Here is a 21,131-nt window from a genome sequence, read left to right on the forward strand (position 1 = left end):
CCGGCCGGTCAGGGTTGCGACCCCCGGCGCGGCCCCGATGCCCCCGATCCGCCCACCCGGCGCATGACGACGAGGCCCGCGAGGGTGGCCAGCGCCCCGCCAAGGGTCGCGGTCCAGGCCGCCTGCTGCGGCGAGAACGCCTCGATAAGCTGGCCTGCGACGGCCGACCCGGCGGCGACCCCCACCACGCCCACGGTCGACAGCACGGTGAGTACGGTCGAGAGCCGTTCGGGCGGGGCGATGCGTTCGGCCAGTGCGTAGGCGGTCACCAGCGTCGGGCCGACCATCACGCCCACGATCAGGCAGGCCAAGGCCATGGTCGCGGCGTCCCAGGCCACCACCAGCAGCGGCGCGGTGAGCGCCGAACCCAGCCCGAACACCACGATGCGATCACTCAGCGAGAAGCGGGCGGGCAGCCGGTTGCTGAGCAGACCCATGCTGGCGCTGCCGACCGCCATGGTGCCGTAGACGAGTCCGGTCACGGCCTGTTCGCCGCGCAGGGTGAAGAAGGCCGCGATGGCGGTTTGCGACCCGCCGAACAGCAGACCCACCGCACCTGTCACCACGCCGAGCAGCACCAGCAGCGTCCAGTCGATGCGGTCGGGTGAGTCGGGGTGCCGCGCTCGTCCGTGCCGGGCGGGCGGCAGAGCCGTTCGGTGCAGCGCGAAACCGACCTGGCCCACCCAGGCCAGGCCGATCGCCAGCAGCACCGGCGCGGCGGGGGCGAGCGCGGCCAGGGTGGTGGCCAGCACCGGACCCACCACGAACGACACCTCGTCGACGGCACCCTCCCACGCCATCGCGGCGGCGGTGTACGGCCCCCGATCGTCACGGACGGCGGCCGCCTGCGACCAGCGCGCCCGGGCCATGGCGCCCAGTTGGGGGTTGGCGAAGCCGGCCAGGGCTGCGCAGGTGAGCATGGCGGGCAGCGGCGCGTCCGGCCGGCAGGTGAGCAGAAAGCCGATCAGGGCGACGGTCTGCACGAGCGTCGTACCGACGCCGACCACGCGGTGCCCCAGGGTGTCCGACAGGTGGCCGATCAACACCGCCCCGGACGCTCCGCCCAGGCTGAGCGCTGCCGTGGCCAGTCCGGCCAGGGCGAACGAACCCAGTTGCGACTGGGCGTAGAGCAACAGCGCGAGCGGCAGAATGCTGGTCGGCAGCCGCCCGACGATGGCGAGCGTGGTGAACGTGGGCCCCATGCTGCGCAGCAGCGTGCGGTAGCCCAGGTGCTGCGCCATCGCCGTCCTCCGATCGACCTTGTCGCCCACCTTGCCACGCGGCATTGTGGGCAGCATGAGCGTCGACATCACCGATCCGCGCGCGTTCGCGCCGCACAGTCCGTATTCCGACCCCGGACGGCACCTCGCTCTGGTGCAGAACCTGGACGCCGAGGTGGGCGGACTGTGCGCCACCACCCGCAACCTGATCGGCCACTATCGTGCCGAACTCACCGACCTGCCCGAGGCGCGACGCGGCGAGATCGACTCGCGGTGGGCCGAGGCGATCCTCGATCTCGACCAGTCGCGGCAGCCCGCCGACCTGACCGAGCCCCGTCCGTTACCCGACCGCATCGCGGGCTGCTGCCGCGACCACTCGCTGATGTTGATCAGCTTTCTGCGCACGAACGGGGTGCCGGCGCGCAGTGTGGTGGGCTTCGCCGGGTACTTCGCGCCGCCGTTCCACCACGATCACGTGGTGGTCGACTACTTCGACGGCACCCGGTGGGTGCGCACCGATCCCGAACTCGACAACGGGTGGGGCTTCGACTTCGACGTCCGCGACATGCCGACGGGCGCGGGCTCGCCGTTCGAAACCGCGGCCGAGGTGTGGCAGTTGCTGCGCAGCGGCGACGCCGACCCCGACCAGTACGGCGTCGACCCGATGGTTCCCGCACCGCTGCGCGGCAGAGACTTCGTGGCGGGGTACGTGGTCTTTCAGGTCGCCCACCGCTACGGCGACGAACTGCTGCTCTGGGACGACTGGTTCACCACCCCCGAGCCCGAGGTGCTCGACCGGCTGGCGGCACTGCTGGTGGCGGCCGACGGCGGCGACGCCGAGGCCGAACGCGCCCTGCACGACTGGTACACCTCAGACGAGACCCTGCACCCCAAGGGCTTCGTCATGCAGCACTCGCCGTACGGCACGCCGTCCGTTCGGGTGAACCTGACGACCCGCGAGGTCACGCCCGCCTGACCCGTCAGGGGACGGTTCCGCCGGTTCAGGGGACGGTTCCGCCGGTTCAGGGGACGGTTCCGCCGGTGCAGGGGACGGTTCTCCAGCCAACAAGGGGACGGTTCTCCAACCGTCTGACCGGCGGCTCAATACTGCGCGCCACAAGGCATTTCGTCGTTCGACGCAGCAGTCTGAGAACCGTCCCCTTACCAACTGGAGAACCGTCCCATCACCAGCTGGAGAACCCGTCCCCAAGCTGCCCACGCATGCCAAGGGGCGGGGTCCGAAGACCCCGCCCCTTGATCCGTCTCAGGCGGAAACGACGTTGACGTCGATGTGCGCCACCACACCGCTGGTGAGCTTCAGACCCACGGTGTGCGTGCCGACGGCCTTGATCGGCTTGGCGATCTCGACCGCGCGCTTGTCGACGGCGGGCCCGCCGGCCTTCTTCACCGCGAGCACGATGTCGGCCGGGGTGACCGCACCGAAGAGCTTGCCGTTGTCGCCGGCGTTGGCCGGCAGCGACACCGTCAGCGCTTCGAGCTGCGTACGGATCTCTTTGGCGTGATCGATGCTACGAATCTCGCGAGCGTCACGCGCCCGCTTGATGCCTTCGATCTGCTTTTCGGCACCCCGAGTCCACTTGATGGCGAACCCGCGGGGCAGCAGGTAGTTACGGCCGTAGCCGTCTTTGACCTCGACGATCTCGCCGGGAATGCCCAGGTGATCGACCGGGGCGGTCAGAATGAGCTTCATGCTGTCGTCCCTTCTCAGCGAGCGGTCGAGGCGTAGGGCAGCAGGGCCAGCTCACGCGCGTTCTTGACGGCGATCGCAACCTTGCGCTGCTCTTGCACGGACAGACCGGTGACCCGACGAGCGCGGATCTTGCCCCGCTCGCTGATGAACTTGCGCAGGGTCGCGGTGTCTTTGTAGTCGATGTGGCCGATGCGCACCGACTTGGCCGGCGCGATCTTCTTCTTGTTCACAGGCTTACGCTGCTGTGCCATTGTGGTGCTCCCTTTCAGTGAGCCCGGCCGAAGCCGGAATGACGTTGTTTGCTAATGCTGCGGACGACGCGGCGTCCGCGGGTGATCAGAACGGCGGCTCGTCGCTTTGGGCCTGAGCCCACGGATCGTTACCGGCCGAGCGGTTGTTGCCGCCACCACCGGACGACCACGCGTCGTTGCCACCCGAGTTGTTGCCGCCGGAGTAGCCGCCACCGCCGCCGGAGTTGCCCCCGCCGGAGTAGTTGCCGCCACCCTGATTGCGGCTGACCTTGGCCGAGGCGTACCGCAGGGACGGGCCGACCTCGTCGACCTCGACCTCGAACACGGTGCGCCGCTCACCCTCACGGGTCTCGTACGAGCGCGACTTCAGCCGGCCCTGCACGACCACCCGCATGCCCTTGGTGAGCGATTCGGCGACGTTCTCGGCCGCCTGCCGCCACACCGAGCAGTTGAGGAACATGGCGTCGCCGTCTTTCCACTCGCTCGTCTGACGATCGAACGTGCGCGGGGTCGACGCGACGGTGAAGTTGGCCACGGCCGCCCCGGACGGGGTGAAGCGCAGCTCGGGATCCGCCGTCAGGTTGCCGACGAGCGTGATGATGGTTTCGCCTGCCATGAGTTTGTCTTTCGATCGGTGACTATCACTCAGAGCCTGTCAGCCGGGGCCGACAGTTTTCTCTATCGGGTGCCGGGCCGCTACCGGGTATCGGGCCGGATGACCTTGGTGCGCATGATCTGCTCGTTCAGGGTGAACTGGCGATCCAGTTCCTTCACGTCGGCAGGCTCAGCGGTGATGTTGATGACGGCGTAGATGCCTTCGGACTTCTTGCGAATGTCGTAGGCGAGCCGACGGCGACCCCAGATGTCCAGGTTGTCGACGGTTCCACCGGCCTTGGTCAGGCCCGCGAGCGGCTTCTCCAGCAGGCCATTCACCTGACGGTCGTCCACGTCGGGATCGATGATGACCATGACTTCGTATTGACGCATACGCGAACTCCACCTCCTCTGGTCTCGAGCGGCCATGAGCATTTCCCATGGCAGGAGGGCGTGTGCACGGTGCCACGAGGCACCAAGGGTCAAGCTTAGCCGCAGCCCGCCCGCCCGGGCCAATCCGCGAGTTGACTCGTGCTGAATGCCCGCGTGGGTGGGGTCGTTGACTCATCTGAGAATGCCCGCGTGGGTCAGGCTGCGGGGATGGGGCTGACGATGAGGCAACGGAAGGCTGTGCTGGCGAGCCAGGTCAAGGCGTGGCCGAAGGCGACCAAGGCTGAGAAGTCGACCATTTTGGATCATCTGGTCGCGGTCAACGGCTGGCATCGAGACCATGCCCGCAAGATGATCCGGGCAGCGGTCGCCGGTGTGGACGTGAACCGGCCACGCAGGCCCCGCGAGCCTGTGTTCCGCTACGGACCTGAGGTGATCGACGCCTTGGCGGTGTGCTGGGCGGTGCTGGACGGACCCAGCGGCAAGATCGTGCGCCCAGCGCTGCCGGTCCTGGTCGCGAGCCTGGTCGCCAAGGGCGAGCTGAACGCGACACCCGAAGTCATCGACGCACTGCTGGCCATGTCGGCGGCGACCATCGATCGCCGATTGCGGCCCTACCGGCTCGGGCTGGTCGGCAACCTCAAGGGCCGGTCCTTGACCCGCCCCGGATCGCTGTTGAAATCGTCGATCCCGCTGAAGACCTGGCACGAGTGGGACGACACCCAGCCAGGGTTCATCGAGATCGATCTGGTCGGTCACGACGGCGGCGACAACAACGGCCACTTCCACTACAGCCTGGACGCTGTCGACGTGGCTACCGGTTGGACCGAAACCATCACCGTGAAGTCCAAGGGCGAAAGGATCGTGGCCACCGGGCTGGAGCAACTCGCCCTCCGGTTCCCGTTCGCGATCGTGGGCGTCCACTCTGACAACGGCTCCGAGTTCATTAACCACCACCTGATGAGCTGGTGCAACACCCGTGAGATCACGTTCACCCGCGGCCGCCCGAACCATTCCAACGACCAAGCCCACATCGAACAGAAGAACTGGACCAGAGTCCGCCGCAACGTCGGCTACTACCGCTACGACACCAGCCGGGAACTCGACCTGCTCAACCAGCTATGGCCCCTGGCCGCTGAACTGTCCAACCTGTTCACCCCGCAACAGAAGCTGAAAACCAAGACCCGCACCGGAGCGAAAGTCACCAAGACCTACGACACCGCCACCACCCCGGCCGGCCGGCTGCTCCGTGACCACCCCACCGTCCTCGACGACCAGGACCGGCGACACCTTGACAGTCGCATCACCCAGGCCAACCCGGCCCAACTACGCCGAGACATCGACCTCATCCAACGCAACCTGCTCGAACTCGCCCGCCGCCGCGGCACCATCCTCAAAGCAGCCAAACGCAACCACGTCTACCTATCCCGAACAAAAATGACGCGGGCAAAACGAAATGAGTCAACGACCCAACCCAAGCGGGCATCTTGACATGAGTCCACAGGATCCGCCTCCTGGCGCGAGTTGGGGACGGTTCCCAACTCACGCCAACCACCCCGGATTACGCGAGACGGGAACCGTCCCCCCACTTGCGCCGCAACACCGATACAGTGCAGAGCCGCCACGGAGCGCCGAGATCAGGAGCCGACCATGACCGACAAGCGCGAGGTTCGCGACGCCGTCGCGGCCGCCCAACGGGCCGCCATCGCCGCCGCTGAGCGCGCCATCGCCCAACTGCACGGCGCGTCCGAGCTCGACGACGAGACAATCAACGACCCCAGCCTGATCGCCCAGTCGAGCGTCGACCTCGGCACCGCCGAGGCTCTGGACGACACGCTGCGGCCCCTTCGCGACTCGCTCGCCCAGCTGGAGGCGGTCGACTTCACGCCCAGCACCACGGTCGGCCCAGGCTCGCTGGTACAGGTGGACGACGAGTACTACTTCGTCGCGATCTCGGCCGACGACGTCGAGGTGAATGGGCTGACCGTGCAGTCGGTGTCGCCCGAGGCTCCGTTCACCCAGGCGATGCTGGGCAAGTCCGCCGGCGACGAGTTCACCGTGCGTGGGCACAACTACCGCATCGACCAGGTCGGCTGATCGACGGGGTCTCGACGCGCTCGACCAGCCACTCAGGCCAGGCGCAGATACTGTTCGATCGTCATGTTGGCGCCGAGCGCCCTGATCGCCTTGGCCTGCTCGACGCCCACGTAGCGCCAGTGCCACGGCTCGAACCCGATGCCGGTCACCTTCGTGAGCCCGTCGGGGTAGCGCAGCACGAACCCATAGTTCTGCGCGTGCGCGCGCAACCACCGCCACTCGCGGCTGTTGTCGAACGACGTGCCGCGCCCACCCGGGCTGCGCAGGTCGACCGCCAGGCCCGTCTGGTGCTCGCTCGTGCCCGGCACCGCCACGTACTTCTGCGTGTAGGCCCGCCCCATGCTGGCCAACTTCGACGCGTACAGCGCCTGTTGCGCCGCGTGCGAGCGGTAGCTCGACACCACGTAGAGCCGCAGGCCGGCCTTCTCAATCGCTCGCTTCAACCCGGCGAACGCCTTGCCTGCGGCCGGGGTCAGCCCGTAGGCGCCCACGCTCGGACGGTACGCCGCACTCACCTTGTGCTTGGCCGACACCACGACCATGCCGTTGACGGTGAAGGGGTGGCCGAGTTGCTTGCCGCTGCGGTCGTCCACCGGCTTCGTGGACGGACGCAACGACTCGGACGGCGCCTGCGCAGAGGGCGACGACACCGGTGATGCGGCGCTGCCCGTCTGCCCACTCGGACGTACTGCCGCGACCGACGGCGCCGAGCCGGGCTGAGGGGGGACGGCTGAACAGCCGGCAGCGAGCAACCCCGTTGCCAGCGCGCTGATCGCCCAGCGCCGCACCACGCCCACCAACAATGCACACCCCTTCGACCTCGCCAATCCTGTCACGCGCGAGCGTCCAGACCGGTCCACGGCACGAGCCGCCGAAGCGTCGCCATGGGCGAAGAGATAGAACAGAAGGTGTGAGCGAACCGGCCAAAGTGACGCGCTCGGCACTGATCGTGTGGGGTGTCGCGGTCGGCGCCTACATGCTCACCGTCTTCATTCGCAGTTCGCTGTCGGTGGCCGGGCTGTTGGCCGCCGACCGGTTCGGCATCACGGCCGCGCAACTGTCGTTCTTCACCACGCTGCAGTTGCTGGTGTACGCCGCCATGCAGGTGCCGGCCGGCCTGGCGATCGACCGATTCGGCCCGCGCCGGGCGCTGATCGCCGGCATCACCGTGCTGACGCTGGCCCAGGTCGGGTTCGCCCTGGCACTCACCTACCCGGCTGCGATCATCGCCCGCGTGTTCATCGGCGGCGGCGACGCGGTGATCTTCACCAGCGTGTTACGCCTGGTCAGCTCCTGGTTTCCGATGATGCGCATTCCCCTGTTCACCCAGTTCACGGGCCAGTTGGGCCAGATCGGCGCGATGGCCGCCACGGTGCCGATGACGCTGCTGCTGCGCGACGTGGGGTGGACGGCGACCTTCGCCACGCCTGCAGCACTCGGTGTGGTGTTCGTGCTGCTCCTGCTGGTGCTGGTGCGCGACACCCCGACCCGCCGCACCCAGCCCGGCCCACCGATTTCGCGCCGACGGGTGGTCAGCACCATCGTTGAGGTCTGGGCACGTTCGGGCACCAAGATGGGGTTCTGGGTGCATTTCTCGACACCGTTCAGCGTCATGGTCTTCGCGTTGTTGTGGGGCTACCCGTTCTTGGTGCAGGGGCAGGCCACCGACCCGATCGCCGCCGGCGTGTTGCTGCTGCTGGCCACGTTCGTGTCGATGCTGACGGCGCCGCTCATCGGACAGTTCGTGGCCTACCGTCCGTTTCACCGCTCGACCCTGGTGCTCGCCAGCCTGGCCGTGCAGATGGTCGTCTGGGCCGCGGTGCTGCTGTGGCCGGGGCCCGCTCCGCTGTGGCTGCTGGTCGTGCTGGCGGCGGTGATCGGTGTGGGCGGACCGGTCTCGATGATCGGCTTCGACTACGCCCGCACGTCCAACCCCCCGGCGCAACTGGGCGGAGCCAACGGCATCGTCAACCAGGGCGGCTTCATCGCCACCGTGCTGGTGGTGTCGGCCGTGGGGGTGATTCTCGACCGGCTGACGCCACCCGGTCAGCCGTACGGCCGCGAAGCTTTCGGGTGGGCCATGTCGGCGCAGTTCCTGCTCTGGACGATCGGCATCGTGCAGGTGGCCCGCTACCGGGTACGCACCCGCCGTGAGTTTCACGACCTGGACGCCGACGGCTACGAGCGGTTTCGCCACCATGACCTCAGCGTCGACTGGAACCTCAGCGTGCGCCCGCCGATCGACCGTCGGGACGACTGACCGCAGCGCGTCCCCGCCGCTCTCCGCGACCATCGCGCGACGTTGCTCGCGATGGGTGACGTTGCTCGCGTTCGTCCGCAGGCAACGAGCGCAATCGCGAGCGACGTCGCGCGGCCGTCGTGAGCGTGCGTCAGACCCTGCGTTCATTGATCCCGTGAGACCCTGCGTCATTGATCGAAACCCGGCTTACCCTCAATGCACGATCCCGACGCCGCGACCGTCTGCGAGGCAGCCCATGCGCACCCTGATCCGTCCATTCGTCGCCGCCGCCTGCGCGCTGCTGGTGCTGCTGGCACCCGTCACGCAGGCCCGCGCCACCAACCCAGCGCCGCCGAAGACGCTGCAGACCCCCGGCATCGACGCGCACCTTGGCTACATCGCGCAGAAGACCTGCACCCCATCGGCCAAGCCCGGCACCACAGCGCTGCTCAAGGCGCTGATCAAGACCTGGGGGGGCTCGTCGTGGGGCATCTCGCGGTTCTGTTCCAGCGGCGGCACGTCCGAGCACAAAGAGGGCCGGGCGCTCGACTGGCACATGGACTCCCGCAAGGCCAAAGACCGCGCCAAGGTGGCCGACATGGTCAAGTGGATGACCGCCAACAACGGCGAGGTCGCCTACCGGCTGGGCGTCATGTACATCATCTGGAATCAGCGCATCTGGTCGATCTACTACCAAGAGCTCGGTTGGCGAAAGATGGCCAGCCGCGGCTCGTGGACCGCAAACCACAAGGACCACGTGCACATCTCGCTCAGCTGGGACGGCGCCATGGCCCAGACCTCGTGGTGGACCGGCCAGGTGCTGACCGTCCCCCAACTCGGGCCCTGCGGCAAGAGCGGCCGTCCGGCCTGCCTGCCGACCATCGGACGGTCGTCGGTGAAGTCGTTCGCGCACGTGACGGTCGACCCGTTCAGCCCGTACCCGTCGGTGGTGCCGGCGATCGGGGGCAGCGCCCGGGTGGGCCTGACCCTGAAGGCCGTCGCAGGCACCTGGATGCCGGACGGCTCGACGCTCACCTATCAGTGGCTGCGCGACGGCAAGGCGATCACCGACGCCACCGGCACCGAGTACGTGGTGGCGGCGGCTGACGTCGGCCACGCGATCAAGCTGCGGGTGAGCGCCACCCTGGGAACCACCACGGTGACCAAGACCTCCGACGAGACCACCGACACCGTCAAGGGCATCTTTCCCACCCCACGTCCGGTGGTGACGGGTGACTACGTCTTCAGTTCGAAACTCAGCGGAACCCCGGGCCTCGGCTTTCCTGAGGGCACATCATTCGGCTACCAGTGGCAACGCGACGGCAAGAACATCGCCGGTGCCACGGCCGCCGAGTACGACCTGACCGCCTCAGATGTCGGCCACGACCTGCGGCTGCGGGTCAGGGCGTCCCTGGCCGGCTACACCACCGACTACACCTACACCAAGGCCGTCGAGGTGCAGCCGCTGCACTTCACCGCGACGCCCGAGCCCACCATCGACGGCATCCTCCGGGTGGGTGGACGGCTCACCTCAGTGCCGGGCGACTGGCAGCCCACGGCGGTCTTCACCTACGTCTGGTACCGCAACGGCAAGGCCATCAAGGCCGCCACCAAGGCGGGCTACACGCTGACGTCGTCCGACCTGGGCAAGGCGATCACGGTGCGGGTGCGGGCTACCCTGCCCGGCTACCAGGCGGTCAGCCGGCTCTCGCCACCCAGCGTGAAGGTTCAATCCGGGCTCACCTCGGCGTCGGCGAAGCTGTCGGACTCGACCCCTCGCGTGGGTCAGGCGATCACCGTGACCACGGGCACCTGGAAGCCCTCGGGTGTGACGTTCGGCTACCAGTGGTACCGCAACGGGGTGGTCATCGACGGCGCCATCGAGGCGACCTACACCGTGACCGCGGCCGACAAGGGCAAGAAGCTCAGCGCCCGCATCACCGGCTCGCTCACCGGCTACCCCGACGCCTCACGAACCACGGCGCGGTCGAGCACGGTGAGCTGAGCGCCGTAGGGCTGCTGAGGCGGCCCTGTGCTGGCGGTTTTCCTCCGAAAGTTGCGCGCCAGTGGTGCCCACCGGCCTGTTTATCGGCGTGTCGCGATCACTGGCGCGCAACTTTCGGAGCATCGTCGCGTCGCCCGCGCTTCGATGCCGTCGGTGACCACCGTTAGGCTCGCAGCCATGATCGTGATGGGTGCCCATGTCGACCAGACAGACCCGATCGTCGAAGCCAAGGCTCGCGGCGCCGGGCTCAGCCAGTTCTTCCTCGGCGACCCGCAGGGCTGGAAGGGTCCGAAGGTGGCCTATGCGGGCGGTGCGGCCACGCTCAAAGCCGACGCCGAATCCGCCGGCGTCGCGCTGTACGTGCATGCGCCGTACGTGCTGAACGTGGCCAGCAGCAACAACCGCATCCGCATCCCGTCCCGGCAGCATCTTCAGAAGCAACTCACCGCGGCCGCCGAGATCGGCGCCGCCGGCGTAATCGTGCACGGCGGCCATCTCAACAAGAACGAGGATCCGCAGGTCGGTTACGCCAATTGGTTCAAGGCGGTCGACAGGCTCGACATCGCCGTGCCGCTGCTGATCGAGAACACAGCGGGCGGCACCAACGCGATGACCCGCCAACTCGAGTCGATCGACCGGCTCTGGTCGGCGATCGCGGCCTCGGCCAACGCCGACATGGTCGGTTTCTGTCTCGACACTTGTCATGCCCACGCGGCCGGACTCGAACTTCTTGGACTCGTGGACCGGCTGAAGTCGATCACCGGACGGCTCGACCTGATCCACGCCAACGACTCCCGCGACCCGTTCGATTCCGGCGCCGACCGGCATGCCAACTGGGGCACCGGCCACTGCGATCCCGACGGTGTGGCCGATGTGCTGCGCAGTGCCGACGCCCCCGTCGTCATCGAAACCCCGGGCGGCGTGCCCGAGCACGTCCTCGACCTCACCTGGCTCGCAGATCGCCTGTAGGGCTGACGGAAGTTGCTAGCCATCATCCCGGCGCACGCCGGGATCTCCCAACGATGCGGGCGCGCAGGTCTCGACAAGCTCGACCAACGGTCGTTCTACCCCGTCATCCCGGCGCACGCCGGGATCTCTGACCGTGACGTGGTGAATCCCTAGCAAACCCGACAAAGCTGAACGAAGCCGGGCGCAAACGTGACATCGAAGCGGCGTCAGACACAGCACCGGTTCTCAGCAACGCGGCTAGGTCGGGCACGGACGTCCATAGCCCAGTGGGCGGGCGTCTGGCAGACAGTCCTCCGGTCAGGGGTTTAGCCTGAACGTCGTGACTCGAAGCGTGTACGTAGCGGCCCCCGAGGGCCACACCGGCAAATCCGTCATCGCCCTGGGCGTGCTCGACACGGTGCTGCGAGAGGTGGAATCGGTCGGCGTGTTCCGTCCGTTGGTGCGAGCCGGCGAGCGCGACGGCATTCTCGAAATGATGCTCGCCCAACCCGGCATCGACCAGACCTACGACGAGACCGTCGGCATCACCTACGACGAGATGCGCACCGACTTCGAGGGCGCCCTGCAGACCATCGTCGAGAAGTTCGGCCGCATCAGCCCCCGGTTCGACGCGATCGTGGTGCTCGGCTCCGACTACGCCGACGTGACCAGCCCCACCGAGCTCGCCTTCAACGCCGAGATCGCCGCCAACCTGAACAGCTCGCTGCTGCTGGTGGTGAGCGGCCACGACCGCGACGCGCAGCAGATTCGCGACGCCGCAGAGACCGCCCTCAACGAGTTCACCGCGCATCACGTGCAGACCATCGGGGTGATCGCCAACCGGGTCGACGCCGACATTCTGGACGAGACGGTCGAGGCCCTGCACGGCCTCACCGATCTGCTGGTGGCCGCGATCCCCGCCGACCGGCTGCTGGTCGCGCCCACGTTGCGCGCTCAGTACGAGGCCGTCGGCGCCGTGCACGTACTCGGCAACCCCGACCTGCTCGACCGCGAGAGCCAAGACGTGGTGGTGGCCGCGATGACCCTGCCCAACATTCTGACCCGCCTGGTCACCGAGGCCACCGTGCTGATGCCCAGCGACCGTTCCGACCTGCTGCCCGGCCTGATACTGGCCCACCATTCCGGCTCGTTCCCGCAGATCACCGGCGTGATCCTCACCGGCGGCTACCCGATTCCCGATCCCGTGGTGCGCCTCTTCGACGGTATGCATCTCGACCTGCCCATCGGCATGACCGAACTGGGCACCTACACCACCGCCAAGCAGGTGTTCAACACCGAGGGTCACTTCACCTCATCGCCCCGCAAGGTCGAGGTGTCACGCCGCCTGTTCTCTGAACGGGTCGACGCCCAGGCGCTGCTGCAGGCGCTCGAGGTGGAGCCGTCTAAGGCCATCACCCCGTTGATGTTCGGCTATCAGCTCAACGAGCTGGCCCGGCGTGACCGCCGCCGCATCGTGATGCCCGAATCGAGCGACGACCGCATTCTCGAATCGGCGTCGATTCTGATGCAGCGCGGCGTCGCCGACCTGACCCTGCTGGGCGACCCGGTCGAGATCAAGACCCGCGCCTCGGCCATGGGTTGGGTGCTGGACGGCGTCGACATCGTCGACCCCAACGACCCCGAACTGCTCGAACGGTTCTCGCAGGAGTACGCGACACTGCGCGCCCACAAGGGCGTCACCGTCGAACAGGCCCGCGAGAAGATGAAAGACCTTTCGTACTTCGGCACGATGATGGTGCACCTGGGCCTGGCCGACGGCATGGTGTCGGGGGCGATCAACACCACCGCCAACACCATTCGTCCGTCGCTGGAGTTCATCAAGACCAAGCCGGGCGTCAAGGTGGTGTCGGGCTCGTTTCTGATGTGCATGCCCGACAGGGTGCACGTCTACGCCGACTGCGCGGTCAACCCCGACCCGACCGCCGAACAGCTGGCCGACATCGCGATCAGCTCGGCCGAAACCGCGCTGGCGTTCGGCATCGAACCGCGGGTTGCCATGCTGTCGTATTCGACGGGCAGCTCGGGTTCGGGCGCCGACGTCGACAAGGTGCGGCAGGCCACCGACCTGGTGCGCGAACGCCGTCCGGACCTGGCGTTGGAGGGGCCGATTCAGTTCGACGCGGCCGTCGACCCCGACGTGGCCCGCACCAAGCTGCCGAACTCGGCCGTAGCCGGCAAGGCGACGGTGTTCATCTTTCCCGACCTCAACACCGGCAACAACACCTACAAGGCGGTGCAGCGGTCGTCGGGCGCGGTGGCGATCGGCCCGATTCTGCAGGGCCTCAAGAAAGCGGTCAACGACCTGTCGCGCGGCGCCCTGGTCGAAGACATCGTCAACACCGTGGTGATCACGGCCATTCAGGCCCAGTCCGACGGCAACTGAACCCCGAACCCCTCGTCAAGGAGAGCATCGCATGAGCACGCCCATTCTGCTGCTGAACGCCGGATCGTCGTCGATCAAGTACCAGGTCATCGACGCCGACGACGAAGCCGTGCTGGCTTCGGGCATCATTCAGCGCATCGGTGACGAGTCGGGCACCATCGACCACACCGTCGACGGCCAGACCCACCACCAGACCCGCGGCTTTCCCAACCACGGCCGCGCACTCACCGTGCTCACCCAGATGTTCGACGAGTTCGGCCCGTCGCTCGCCTCGGTGAAGGCGGTCGGGCACCGCACCGTGCACGGCGGCGCCGAGTTCAACTCGACCACGCTGATCGACGACGAGATGCTCGAACACCTGCGCAAGCTGTCGCCGCTGGCCCCGTTGCACAACCCGCCGGCCATCGCCGGCATCGCGGCCGCCCGCCGGGTGCTGCCCGACGTGCCGCACGTGGCGATCTTCGACACCGCGTTCTTCGCCACCCTGCCGCCCGAGGCCTACACCTACGCCGTGCCCCGTGAACTGGCCGCTGAGCACGGCATTCGCAAGTACGGCTTCCACGGCACCTCGCACAGCTACGTCAGCCGCAAGGTCGCGGACGTGCTGGGCAAGCCGTACGACTCGTTCAACCAGATCGTCTGCCATCTCGGCAACGGTGCGTCGATCTCGGCCGTCGACCACGGGGTGGCGGTCGAGGCGTCCATGGGGCTGACCCCGCTGGCCGGCTTGGTGATGGGTACCCGCTCGGGCGACGTCGACCCGGGGCTGCACGCCTTTCTGGCCCGCCAGGTGGGCATGAGCATCGACGACATCGACACCACGCTCAACAAGAAGTCGGGCATGCTCGGGCTCTGCGGCGCCACCGACTTTCGCGACATCAACGAGCTGGTCGGCGACGGCGACGAGGCCGCCACGCTGGCCCTGGCCGTGTACACGCACCGACTGCTCAGCTACATCGGTTCGTACATCGCCATTCTCGGCGGAGTCGAGGCCATCACGTTCACGGCCGGCGTGGGCGAGAACAACCCGCTGCTGCGGGCGGCGATCGCCAAGCGCCTGGCTTTTCTCGGCGTGACCTTGGACGACACCGTCAACGACACCCGCTCGAAAGAGCCGCGGGTGATCTCGACGCCCGAGTCGTCCATCGCGATCCTGGTGGTGCCCACGAACGAGGAGCTCGCGATGGCGCGCGAGACAAAGGCCGCGATCGGCGCCTGACCGCCGCTGGTCGAGCTTCTTCGCTGGTCGAGACGCTTCTATGTCTTGTCAAGGGTGGTCGTGTTGAGGTGTCGGAAGATTTGGCGGGCGATGTAGCGCTTGAGGCAGCGTCGGATTCGGGGTTTGGTTTGGCCTTGCTGTTTGCGTTTCTTGACGTAGGCCTTGGTGGTTTCGTCGTGTCGCATGCGGGTGTTCGCGATGGAGTTCAGGGCTGAGTTGAGTTGTCGGTCGCCGGTGCGGTTGAGGCGATGATCCTTGGAGTTGCCCGAGGAGATCTCCAGGGGGCAGACGCCGCCGATCTTGGCGAAGCCGGCTTCGTCATGGATGCGGCCGGGGTGAGACCAGACGGCGAGCACAATGGCGGCGTTGATGGGTCCGAGGCCGGGCAGGTCGAGCAGGGTTGGTTCGAGTTCACGCACGAGGGCGTTGATGGCTTTCTCGTTGCTGTCGAGGTCGGCGTCCAGGGTGTGGATGCGGGTGGCGAGGCGGTGCGCTTCGGTGCGGGCGATCCGGGCCAGGGTGGTGTCGGTGGGCCGCTTGCGCCAGCCCGCAATGAGGCTGATGTGGACCTTGTTGATTCCCTTGCGGGCATCGATGTCGAGGTTGTGGGTGCGTAGCAGCGCGGTGAGCTGGTTCTTGGAACGGGTCCGGTCGCGTCGCATGCTGTCGCGGGCGGTGAGCAGGATCTGCAGCGCGGCACGGGTATGGCCGGCGCGTCGGTCGGCGAGCCGTTCGCTGTCCTTGGGTAACGCGCCGCGGGCAGCGACCAGGGCATCGATGTGGTCGTTCTTGCCGCTGCCACGAGCCCGTTTCGGCGAGGGTGCGTCGACGACCCGGTAACCGCGTGCGGCGAGCAGCTCGGCTGCCTGGGCGCCGTAACTGCCGGTGCCTTCCATGCTGATCAGCACCTGGTCGACAGCTGGGTTGTCGTCAACACTGGTGCGGCGGCTGATCCAATCCACGGCCCGCAACAAGCCCGCGGCATGGGTGGGGAACTTCCCGTGGGTGATCTGGCCGCCGCTACGGGTCTCCACGATCGCGTAATGATGAGTGGCGGCGTGGGTGTCCACACCCACCACATAGGTGTAGGTATCTGCAACGATGGCCATCGGTGTCTGAGCCTCCTGTTTTCGGGATGTTGGGCATCGAGCCGGTCGAACCGGCGCGGCCATCCCGGGGAAAGAGTCACCCGTGGCGTTACTGTGATCGGTCACCCCGCCAAAGCGGTGGGACGGGCTTCTATCAGGCCAACGAGTGGGCCGGGATGGTCGGCCGGTTCTCCGTGCACGAGCCGGACAGATCTCGACCAAGACACCCCGCACAATTGCGGACGGTCAGCTTGTCGAAGGGTCACGACCCGCACACGAACAACCGGTCCCACCACCCTGCCAGCTAGCCCCAGGCCAGCCACCACCAACTCTCACAGCTTGTCGAGACCCATCTGTTGCCGCTCCGCGGGGGCGCCCCTGTACCGCCCTTCCGAGACTGCTCGGCTAGCGCCTCGCAGTGCGAAAACGCCCGACCACACCATGACAGGGGCGCCCCCGCTTCCGCTTTACACGTGCGTGCCCACCGTCCTCCCGGCGAACGCCGGGATCTTCCAACCTTGGTCAGCGCTCAGGTTGCGGGTGAGATCCCGGGTCAAGCCCGGCATGACGAGGCCTTCCGCCGGTCGAGCCGGTCGAGACCTAACCCGGTCTCACGTTCCGGCGATCACCGCTTGCACGCCCAAATGGTCGGTGCCCGGCACCTCGAAGGCGGCGAACTCGGTGGCGGTCAGCCGTCCGTCGACCAGGATGTGGTCGATGCCGATCAGCGGCGGAATCCGGCGATTCGCCGGCCAGGTGCGCACGAACCCGGCACCAGCCAGGTTGGCGGCGCTGCGAAAGCCGTCGGCGTAGAGGTCGCGCATCGTGCTGTGGTCGTCCACCGAGTTGAAGTCGCCGGCCACCACGGTGGGAATCGTCAAGTCGCGGCCGGCCAGCCAACTGCGCAGGTGAGCCGCCTCACGCATCCACAGCCCGTCGCCGCAGTAGGGGTTGCAGGGGTGCACCGCCGCCACTCGCACCGGGCCCAGTTGCGGGGTGTCGACGATCGCGGCAGAGAGCTGAAACGAGTTGGACGGTGGCAGGTCGCCGGCCCGCAGTGGGTAGCGCGAGAAGATCACTGACCCCACGTCCATTGTGCGCATCGGCGGCGCCTGGTGGGGGAACCATTGATAAAACCGTTCGGACAGGCTCAGCCGCCAGCCTTCGGACGCCTCAACGAATACCACTACGTCGGCCCCGGCGGCTGCCTGCGTCACGGCGGTCGGATCGGCGGTGCCGGCCACATTCAGGCTGATCACGGTCAGTGGCGGCGTCACGACCGGCCGCCGGTCAGGTATGAAGGCCGGCGCCTCCCAGGCCGCAGCGGCGGTCAGCCCGGCCGCGGCGAGCAGGCTCAGCACGCCGAGCACCACTCGTCCGGGCCTGTGGTGCCGCCACGACCGAATGGTCGCAGTGCCGAGCAGCACCATCGCCGGCACCCACATCACCAATCCGTAGGGGATGAACGACGCCACCTTGGCCAACTCGTCCGAGCTGGGCGGCAGCACCCGCAGCCAGGTGGCGAAGGCAGCCGGAATCGCGACCAGCACGCCGAGCACCACCAGCCAGGCCTGCCCGCGCGGCCTTCGATGGGGGTTGCGCCGGTGGGTCGAGGTCACGCGCCCAAGCGTGCCCGATCAGGGCAAGGCCGCGGGTGCCGTATCGCAGCGAGTGGTCAGAGCAGCACGAACGCCGAGCCGTCGCGGGCGCTGAGTTGACGCACCGCGGCCACGCCCCGGCCAGTGAGCATCGCCGCATCGGCGATCACGTCGAGGGTGCGGCGCACGGCGGCGTCGGGCAGGTGCGCCTCGCGGTTCACCGCGGTAGCCAGGTCTGAGGTGTGCACCACCAGCTCAACCAGGCGGGTGTCGAGGTAGTCACTGAGCGCGATGGTGCCGAACCGGGTGGTGATCACCGGGTCGCCCTTGGTGTCGGCCAAGGCGACCCTCAGCCGCGAGATCAGCGTCTCGATCACCTCGGCGGGCTCGTCGCCCAGTTCATGACCGGCCTCGACGCCACGCGCCGCCACCCCTTCGTGCACGGCCGGGTCGACGCCGTAGGCGACGGCCAGGTAGTGCGCCGCCGACGCCAGCTCGGCCACGTCGGCGGTGTGAGGCAGGTAGTCGAGCACCGTGACCACCGCGCGTCCCGTGTGCCCCACCAGCGAGCGGACGTCCCACACGCCCAGCCCGGGCCGGTCCCAGTCGTCGTGGTGCAACTCGCTGACCAGCGCCACGAACGCTTCGGCCGCGTCGAGCATGATGTCGGCGTTGTTCATGCCTGACGGTACTGCCGTCGCCGCGGCATCGGCAGTGCAATCCCTGAAATCGCGGCAGGGCGCGGCCGCACACCCCGGAAGCGCACAGTACTGGCTCTTGCGTGTCGGGCTGCCGGTAACGTTCGGCCATGCCCACCGCACTGATCACCGGCGGAACCTCCGGCATCGGGGCCGCCTTCGCCCGAGCCCTGGCCGAGCGAGGCCACGACCTGGTGCTGGTCGCCCGCGACGCCGAACGCCTGCGCGCCTGCGCCGACGAGTTCACCGAGCGCTACGGCGTGCACGTGGAAATCCTGCCCGCCGACCTTGCCGTGCCGGCCGACGTGCAGCGGGTGGCCGACCGGCTCGAGTCGAGCGAGCGTCCGGTCGACGTGCTCGTCAACAACGCCGGCTACGGGTTGCACGTGAAACTGCTCGACGACAAGCCCGACGAACACCGCCGGGCGATCGACGTGATGTGCCTGGCAGTACTGGTGCTGGGTGGCGCCGCCGGGCGGGCAATGAAGGCGCGGGGGCACGGACTGATCATCAACATCGCGTCGCTGGCCGCCTACATCAGCCAGGGCGCCTACTCGCCGATCAAGGCCTACGTGCTCGCCTACTCGGAAGGGTTGGCCAACGAACTGCACGGCACGGGCGTCACGGTGACGGCGGTGAATCCGGGCTGGGTCAAGACCGAGTTTCACCAGCGGGCCGGCATCAAGACCTCGTCGATACCCGATTTCATCTGGGTGGATTCCGACAGAGTTGCGGCCGAAGCTTTGGCCGATGCCGACAAGGGACGGGTCATTTCGGTGCCCACGAAGCGCTGGAAGCTACAAAAGCTGGTGGCCCGGCACGCGCCTCGTTCCACGGTTCGCTGGGCCTCCCGTATGTTGAGCAGAAGCAGGCAGTGATCCGGTTCCCCCGGGTGGCTGCGCGACAATGTGCTGACCGATCGTGCGGGAAGGTAAACGGTGTCTGACGACGAGAACACCAGCCGTTATTCCTCCGCACCGGGGGTGGCCGGACGGTTCGTCGCCCAACAGTTGCTGATGAAGCCGTACATCTGGTCGGCGGTGCACGTGCACGAGCACGGACGCCGCAACCTCGACGGTCTCAAACCCCCCTTCATCGCGGTGGCCAACCATTCCAGCCATCTGGACGCCCCGCTGATCATGGGGTCCCTACCCCGCCGGCTGAGCCGCAACCTGGCCGCGGGTGCGGCCGCCGACTACTTCTTCGACAAGTGGTACACCGCCGCCGCCACCCGGCTGTTCTTCAACGCCTTTCCGGTCGATCGCAAGGGGCTACGCAACCGCAAGGGGCTGGCCGGCGTGCTGATCAGCGAGGGTGTGCCGCTGCTGCTGTTCCCCGAAGGCACCCGCTCACGCACCGGTGCCATGAAGAACTTCACCCCTGGGCACGCCGCGCTGTCGATCAGCCGCAACGTGCCGGTGCTGCCGATCGCCCTGGTCGGTGCCTACGCCGCCATGCCGTACGGCACCACCCGTCCGCCGCAGGGCCGTCCAGATGTGCACGTGGTGTTTGGCCGTCCGCTCAAGGCAGCCCCCGGTGAGATCGCGCACCAGTTCGCCGAGCGCGTCTACCGCTACGTGGTCGAACTGCACGACTCGACCGCACGGGCGTACGGCATGCCGACCCAGGCCGACTTCCACCGTGCCGTCGCGCTGCGCAAGGCCGCCGCCGAGCAGGCCCAGGTGGCCGAGGCCGAGGCGGCCAAGAACGCCGAGCCGCCGGTCGAGGCCGACGATGCACCGCCCCGTCCAGACACCGAAGCCGAGCAGCAAGAGAGCTGACCGGCGCGCCGTCATACCGGTGCCGCTCCGACCCCCGTCATCCGCCGGGACGACGGTGCCGACGATTCAGCTCAGTCGTTGGCGCGAGATGAACCGGAACCGGTCGCCGCGAAACCGCCCGGTCGACCACTCCACCGTGCGCCCGTCGTGGTCCCAGCCCGTGCGGTGTATCAGCAGCAGCGGCAGGCCCGTGTCGACCCGCAGCAGATCGGCCGTCACCGGGTCGGCCAGCACTGTTTCGACGGTGTCTTCGGCCGTGGCCAGGCTGATGCCGTACGCCTCATGCAGGGTGCGGTACAACGACGAGTGCTCCGCGAGCCGTTCGGCCAGGTGCGGCAACGGGCCGGGCAGCAGCGCGATCTCATGCGCGATGGGCTCGTCGGCCGAGGTGCGCAACCGCTCGACCCGATGCACCATGGTGCCCGGCTCGACCTGCAGCCGCTCCGCCGCCTCGACGCTCGCCGGCACCTCAGAGATGTCGAGCACCACGCTGCCCGGCCGCCAGCCCTCTGACTGCAGATCCTGGCTGAACGACGTGAGCGGACGCACCACCATCAGTTTCGGCTGTGCCACAAACGTGCCGCTGCCCTGGGTTCGGGCCAGCCGGCCGTCCACCACGAGTTCGGCGATCGCCTGCCGCACGGTGGTGCGCGACGTGCCGAACCGCACCGCGAGTTCGCGCTCGGTGGGCACGGCGGTGCCGGGCGCCAGGTCGGCGATCATCCTCAGAATCTCGCGCTTCACCTGATAGTACTTCGGCACCCTGACCGTGGTCCTACCGGGGCCGTCGATGGTCATGAGCCCACAGTACCCAATATTGGACTAGACCAAAGCTTGACGTCTGCGATTGGTCTATGCCAATCTTCTCTCATTGGTCTACACCAATCA

The 21,131-nt window shown here is 67.7% G+C and carries 21 protein-coding genes; 11 read left to right on the top strand and 10 right to left on the bottom strand.

The genetic code is table 11. From position 1 onward, the window contains the following. Window positions 1–8: 8 nt before the first annotated feature. On the bottom strand, window positions 9–1,286 hold the full coding sequence (locus MPLG2_RS13845) for an MFS transporter (RefSeq protein ID WP_105186640.1): 1,278 nt from the start codon (window positions 1,284–1,286) through the stop codon (window positions 9–11). A 10-nt stretch (window positions 1,287–1,296) separates the two neighbouring features. On the opposite strand from MPLG2_RS13845, the gene MPLG2_RS13850 reads away from it, so the two are divergent. Continuing rightward, complete coding sequence (locus MPLG2_RS13850) at window positions 1,297–2,196, top strand: transglutaminase-like domain-containing protein (RefSeq protein WP_105187685.1); 900 nt, start codon at window positions 1,297–1,299, stop codon at window positions 2,194–2,196. A gap of 288 nt (window positions 2,197–2,484) precedes the next feature. On the opposite strand, the gene rplI is transcribed toward MPLG2_RS13850, so the two are convergent. The 4 genes from rplI to rpsF all read right to left on the bottom strand — a co-directional run bounded on the left by rplI (window position 2,485) and on the right by rpsF (window position 4,169). Next, the gene (gene rplI / locus MPLG2_RS13860; protein WP_105186642.1) at window positions 2,485–2,931 is read right to left on the bottom strand and encodes a 50S ribosomal protein L9; all 447 of its coding nucleotides are present in this window, start codon (window positions 2,929–2,931) and stop codon (window positions 2,485–2,487) included. A gap of 14 nt (window positions 2,932–2,945) precedes the next feature. Next, window positions 2,946–3,182 (bottom strand): 30S ribosomal protein S18, encoded by a 237-nt coding sequence (gene rpsR, locus MPLG2_RS13865; protein WP_105186643.1) that lies wholly within the window; start codon window positions 3,180–3,182, stop codon window positions 2,946–2,948. 85 nt (window positions 3,183–3,267) lie between these two features. Further along, complete coding sequence (locus MPLG2_RS13870) at window positions 3,268–3,798, bottom strand: single-stranded DNA-binding protein (RefSeq protein WP_105186644.1); 531 nt, start codon at window positions 3,796–3,798, stop codon at window positions 3,268–3,270. Between the two features lie 80 nt (window positions 3,799–3,878). Then, window positions 3,879–4,169 carry a 30S ribosomal protein S6 gene (rpsF, locus tag MPLG2_RS13875; protein ID WP_105186645.1) on the bottom strand — a complete coding sequence of 97 codons (291 nt, stop codon included), beginning with the start codon at window positions 4,167–4,169 and terminating at the stop codon, window positions 3,879–3,881. 219 nt (window positions 4,170–4,388) lie between these two features. On the opposite strand from rpsF, the gene MPLG2_RS13880 reads away from it, so the two are divergent. Beyond that, complete coding sequence (locus MPLG2_RS13880; protein WP_105187409.1) at window positions 4,389–5,657, top strand: integrase catalytic domain-containing protein; 1,269 nt, start codon at window positions 4,389–4,391, stop codon at window positions 5,655–5,657. A 159-nt stretch (window positions 5,658–5,816) separates the two neighbouring features. Next, window positions 5,817–6,263, top strand: a complete 447-nt coding sequence (locus MPLG2_RS13885; RefSeq protein ID WP_105186646.1) for a GreA/GreB family elongation factor — start codon at window positions 5,817–5,819, stop codon at window positions 6,261–6,263. Between the two features lie 32 nt (window positions 6,264–6,295). Here MPLG2_RS13885 and MPLG2_RS13890 read toward each other — a convergent pair whose 3' ends face one another. Continuing rightward, on the bottom strand, window positions 6,296–6,856 hold the full coding sequence (locus tag MPLG2_RS13890) for a M15 family metallopeptidase (protein ID WP_105186647.1): 561 nt from the start codon (window positions 6,854–6,856) through the stop codon (window positions 6,296–6,298). Here MPLG2_RS13890 and MPLG2_RS18590 point away from each other — a divergent pair. The 6 genes from MPLG2_RS18590 to MPLG2_RS13915 all read left to right on the top strand — a co-directional run bounded on the left by MPLG2_RS18590 (window position 6,837) and on the right by MPLG2_RS13915 (window position 15,078). Further along, on the top strand, window positions 6,837–6,983 hold the full coding sequence (locus MPLG2_RS18590) for a hypothetical protein (protein WP_158681224.1): 147 nt from the start codon (window positions 6,837–6,839) through the stop codon (window positions 6,981–6,983). The genes MPLG2_RS13890 and MPLG2_RS18590 overlap by 20 nt on opposite strands. A gap of 190 nt (window positions 6,984–7,173) precedes the next feature. After that, window positions 7,174–8,523, top strand: a complete 1,350-nt coding sequence (locus tag MPLG2_RS13895) for an MFS transporter (protein WP_231935665.1) — start codon at window positions 7,174–7,176, stop codon at window positions 8,521–8,523. Between the two features lie 235 nt (window positions 8,524–8,758). Then, window positions 8,759–10,507, top strand: coding sequence for a hypothetical protein (locus MPLG2_RS13900; RefSeq protein ID WP_105186649.1), 1,749 nt, complete (start codon window positions 8,759–8,761; stop codon window positions 10,505–10,507). Window positions 10,508–10,684: 177 nt separating this feature from the next. Continuing rightward, window positions 10,685–11,476, top strand: coding sequence for a deoxyribonuclease IV (locus tag MPLG2_RS13905; protein WP_105186650.1), 792 nt, complete (start codon window positions 10,685–10,687; stop codon window positions 11,474–11,476). A 319-nt stretch (window positions 11,477–11,795) separates the two neighbouring features. Further along, window positions 11,796–13,859: a phosphate acetyltransferase gene (gene pta / locus MPLG2_RS13910; RefSeq protein WP_105186651.1), complete on the top strand. Its 2,064-nt coding sequence runs from the start codon at window positions 11,796–11,798 to the stop codon at window positions 13,857–13,859. 31 nt (window positions 13,860–13,890) lie between these two features. Beyond that, on the top strand, window positions 13,891–15,078 hold the full coding sequence (locus MPLG2_RS13915; protein ID WP_105186652.1) for an acetate/propionate family kinase: 1,188 nt from the start codon (window positions 13,891–13,893) through the stop codon (window positions 15,076–15,078). A gap of 38 nt (window positions 15,079–15,116) precedes the next feature. Here the strand turns inward: MPLG2_RS13915 and MPLG2_RS13920 are convergent, their stop codons facing one another. The 3 genes from MPLG2_RS13920 to MPLG2_RS13930 all read right to left on the bottom strand — a co-directional run bounded on the left by MPLG2_RS13920 (window position 15,117) and on the right by MPLG2_RS13930 (window position 18,444). Next, entirely contained in the window at window positions 15,117–16,187 is a 1,071-nt protein-coding gene (locus MPLG2_RS13920) for an IS110 family RNA-guided transposase (RefSeq protein WP_158680754.1), read from the bottom strand. A gap of 590 nt (window positions 16,188–16,777) precedes the next feature. Further along, on the bottom strand, window positions 16,778–17,785 hold the full coding sequence (locus tag MPLG2_RS13925; protein WP_158681225.1) for an endonuclease/exonuclease/phosphatase family protein: 1,008 nt from the start codon (window positions 17,783–17,785) through the stop codon (window positions 16,778–16,780). Between the two features lie 56 nt (window positions 17,786–17,841). Next, on the bottom strand, window positions 17,842–18,444 hold the full coding sequence (locus MPLG2_RS13930) for a maleylpyruvate isomerase N-terminal domain-containing protein (RefSeq protein ID WP_105186654.1): 603 nt from the start codon (window positions 18,442–18,444) through the stop codon (window positions 17,842–17,844). A gap of 128 nt (window positions 18,445–18,572) precedes the next feature. Here MPLG2_RS13930 and MPLG2_RS13935 point away from each other — a divergent pair, with 128 nt between their 5' ends. Beyond that, window positions 18,573–19,340 (top strand): SDR family NAD(P)-dependent oxidoreductase, encoded by a 768-nt coding sequence (locus tag MPLG2_RS13935; protein WP_105186655.1) that lies wholly within the window; start codon window positions 18,573–18,575, stop codon window positions 19,338–19,340. A gap of 60 nt (window positions 19,341–19,400) precedes the next feature. Beyond that, window positions 19,401–20,243 (top strand): lysophospholipid acyltransferase family protein, encoded by an 843-nt coding sequence (locus MPLG2_RS13940; RefSeq protein WP_408632043.1) that lies wholly within the window; start codon window positions 19,401–19,403, stop codon window positions 20,241–20,243. A gap of 66 nt (window positions 20,244–20,309) precedes the next feature. Here MPLG2_RS13940 and MPLG2_RS13945 read toward each other — a convergent pair whose 3' ends face one another. Further along, window positions 20,310–21,041, bottom strand: coding sequence for a GntR family transcriptional regulator (locus MPLG2_RS13945; RefSeq protein ID WP_105186656.1), 732 nt, complete (start codon window positions 21,039–21,041; stop codon window positions 20,310–20,312). Between the last annotated feature and the right edge of the window lie 90 nt (window positions 21,042–21,131).

This window comes from Micropruina glycogenica, from assembly GCF_900289045.1.
GTDB classification, from domain to species: domain Bacteria; phylum Actinomycetota; class Actinomycetes; order Propionibacteriales; family Propionibacteriaceae; genus Micropruina; species Micropruina glycogenica.

Excerpts from the sequence above, each read along its gene's own strand:
- MPLG2_RS13900 (WP_105186649.1), top strand. The coding sequence starts at position 8,759 with ATGCGCACCCTGATCCGTCCATTCGTCGCCGCCGCCTGCGCGCTGCTG.
- MPLG2_RS13920 (WP_158680754.1), bottom strand. The coding sequence starts at position 16,187 with ATGGCCATCGTTGCAGATACCTACACCTATGTGGTGGGTGTGGACACC.
- rpsF (WP_105186645.1), bottom strand. The coding sequence starts at position 4,169 with ATGCGTCAATACGAAGTCATGGTCATCATCGATCCCGACGTGGACGAC.
- MPLG2_RS13850 (WP_105187685.1), top strand. The coding sequence starts at position 1,297 with ATGAGCGTCGACATCACCGATCCGCGCGCGTTCGCGCCGCACAGTCCG.
- rplI (WP_105186642.1), bottom strand. The coding sequence starts at position 2,931 with ATGAAGCTCATTCTGACCGCCCCGGTCGATCACCTGGGCATTCCCGGC.
- MPLG2_RS13945 (WP_105186656.1), bottom strand. The coding sequence starts at position 21,041 with ATGACCATCGACGGCCCCGGTAGGACCACGGTCAGGGTGCCGAAGTAC.
- MPLG2_RS13885 (WP_105186646.1), top strand. The coding sequence starts at position 5,817 with ATGACCGACAAGCGCGAGGTTCGCGACGCCGTCGCGGCCGCCCAACGG.
- MPLG2_RS13915 (WP_105186652.1), top strand. The coding sequence starts at position 13,891 with ATGAGCACGCCCATTCTGCTGCTGAACGCCGGATCGTCGTCGATCAAG.
- MPLG2_RS13935 (WP_105186655.1), top strand. The coding sequence starts at position 18,573 with ATGCCCACCGCACTGATCACCGGCGGAACCTCCGGCATCGGGGCCGCC.
- MPLG2_RS13845 (WP_105186640.1), bottom strand. The coding sequence starts at position 1,286 with ATGCCGCGTGGCAAGGTGGGCGACAAGGTCGATCGGAGGACGGCGATG.
- MPLG2_RS13880 (WP_105187409.1), top strand. The coding sequence starts at position 4,389 with ATGAGGCAACGGAAGGCTGTGCTGGCGAGCCAGGTCAAGGCGTGGCCG.
- rpsR (WP_105186643.1), bottom strand. The coding sequence starts at position 3,182 with ATGGCACAGCAGCGTAAGCCTGTGAACAAGAAGAAGATCGCGCCGGCC.
- MPLG2_RS13930 (WP_105186654.1), bottom strand. The coding sequence starts at position 18,444 with ATGAACAACGCCGACATCATGCTCGACGCGGCCGAAGCGTTCGTGGCG.
- MPLG2_RS13905 (WP_105186650.1), top strand. The coding sequence starts at position 10,685 with ATGATCGTGATGGGTGCCCATGTCGACCAGACAGACCCGATCGTCGAA.
- MPLG2_RS13870 (WP_105186644.1), bottom strand. The coding sequence starts at position 3,798 with ATGGCAGGCGAAACCATCATCACGCTCGTCGGCAACCTGACGGCGGAT.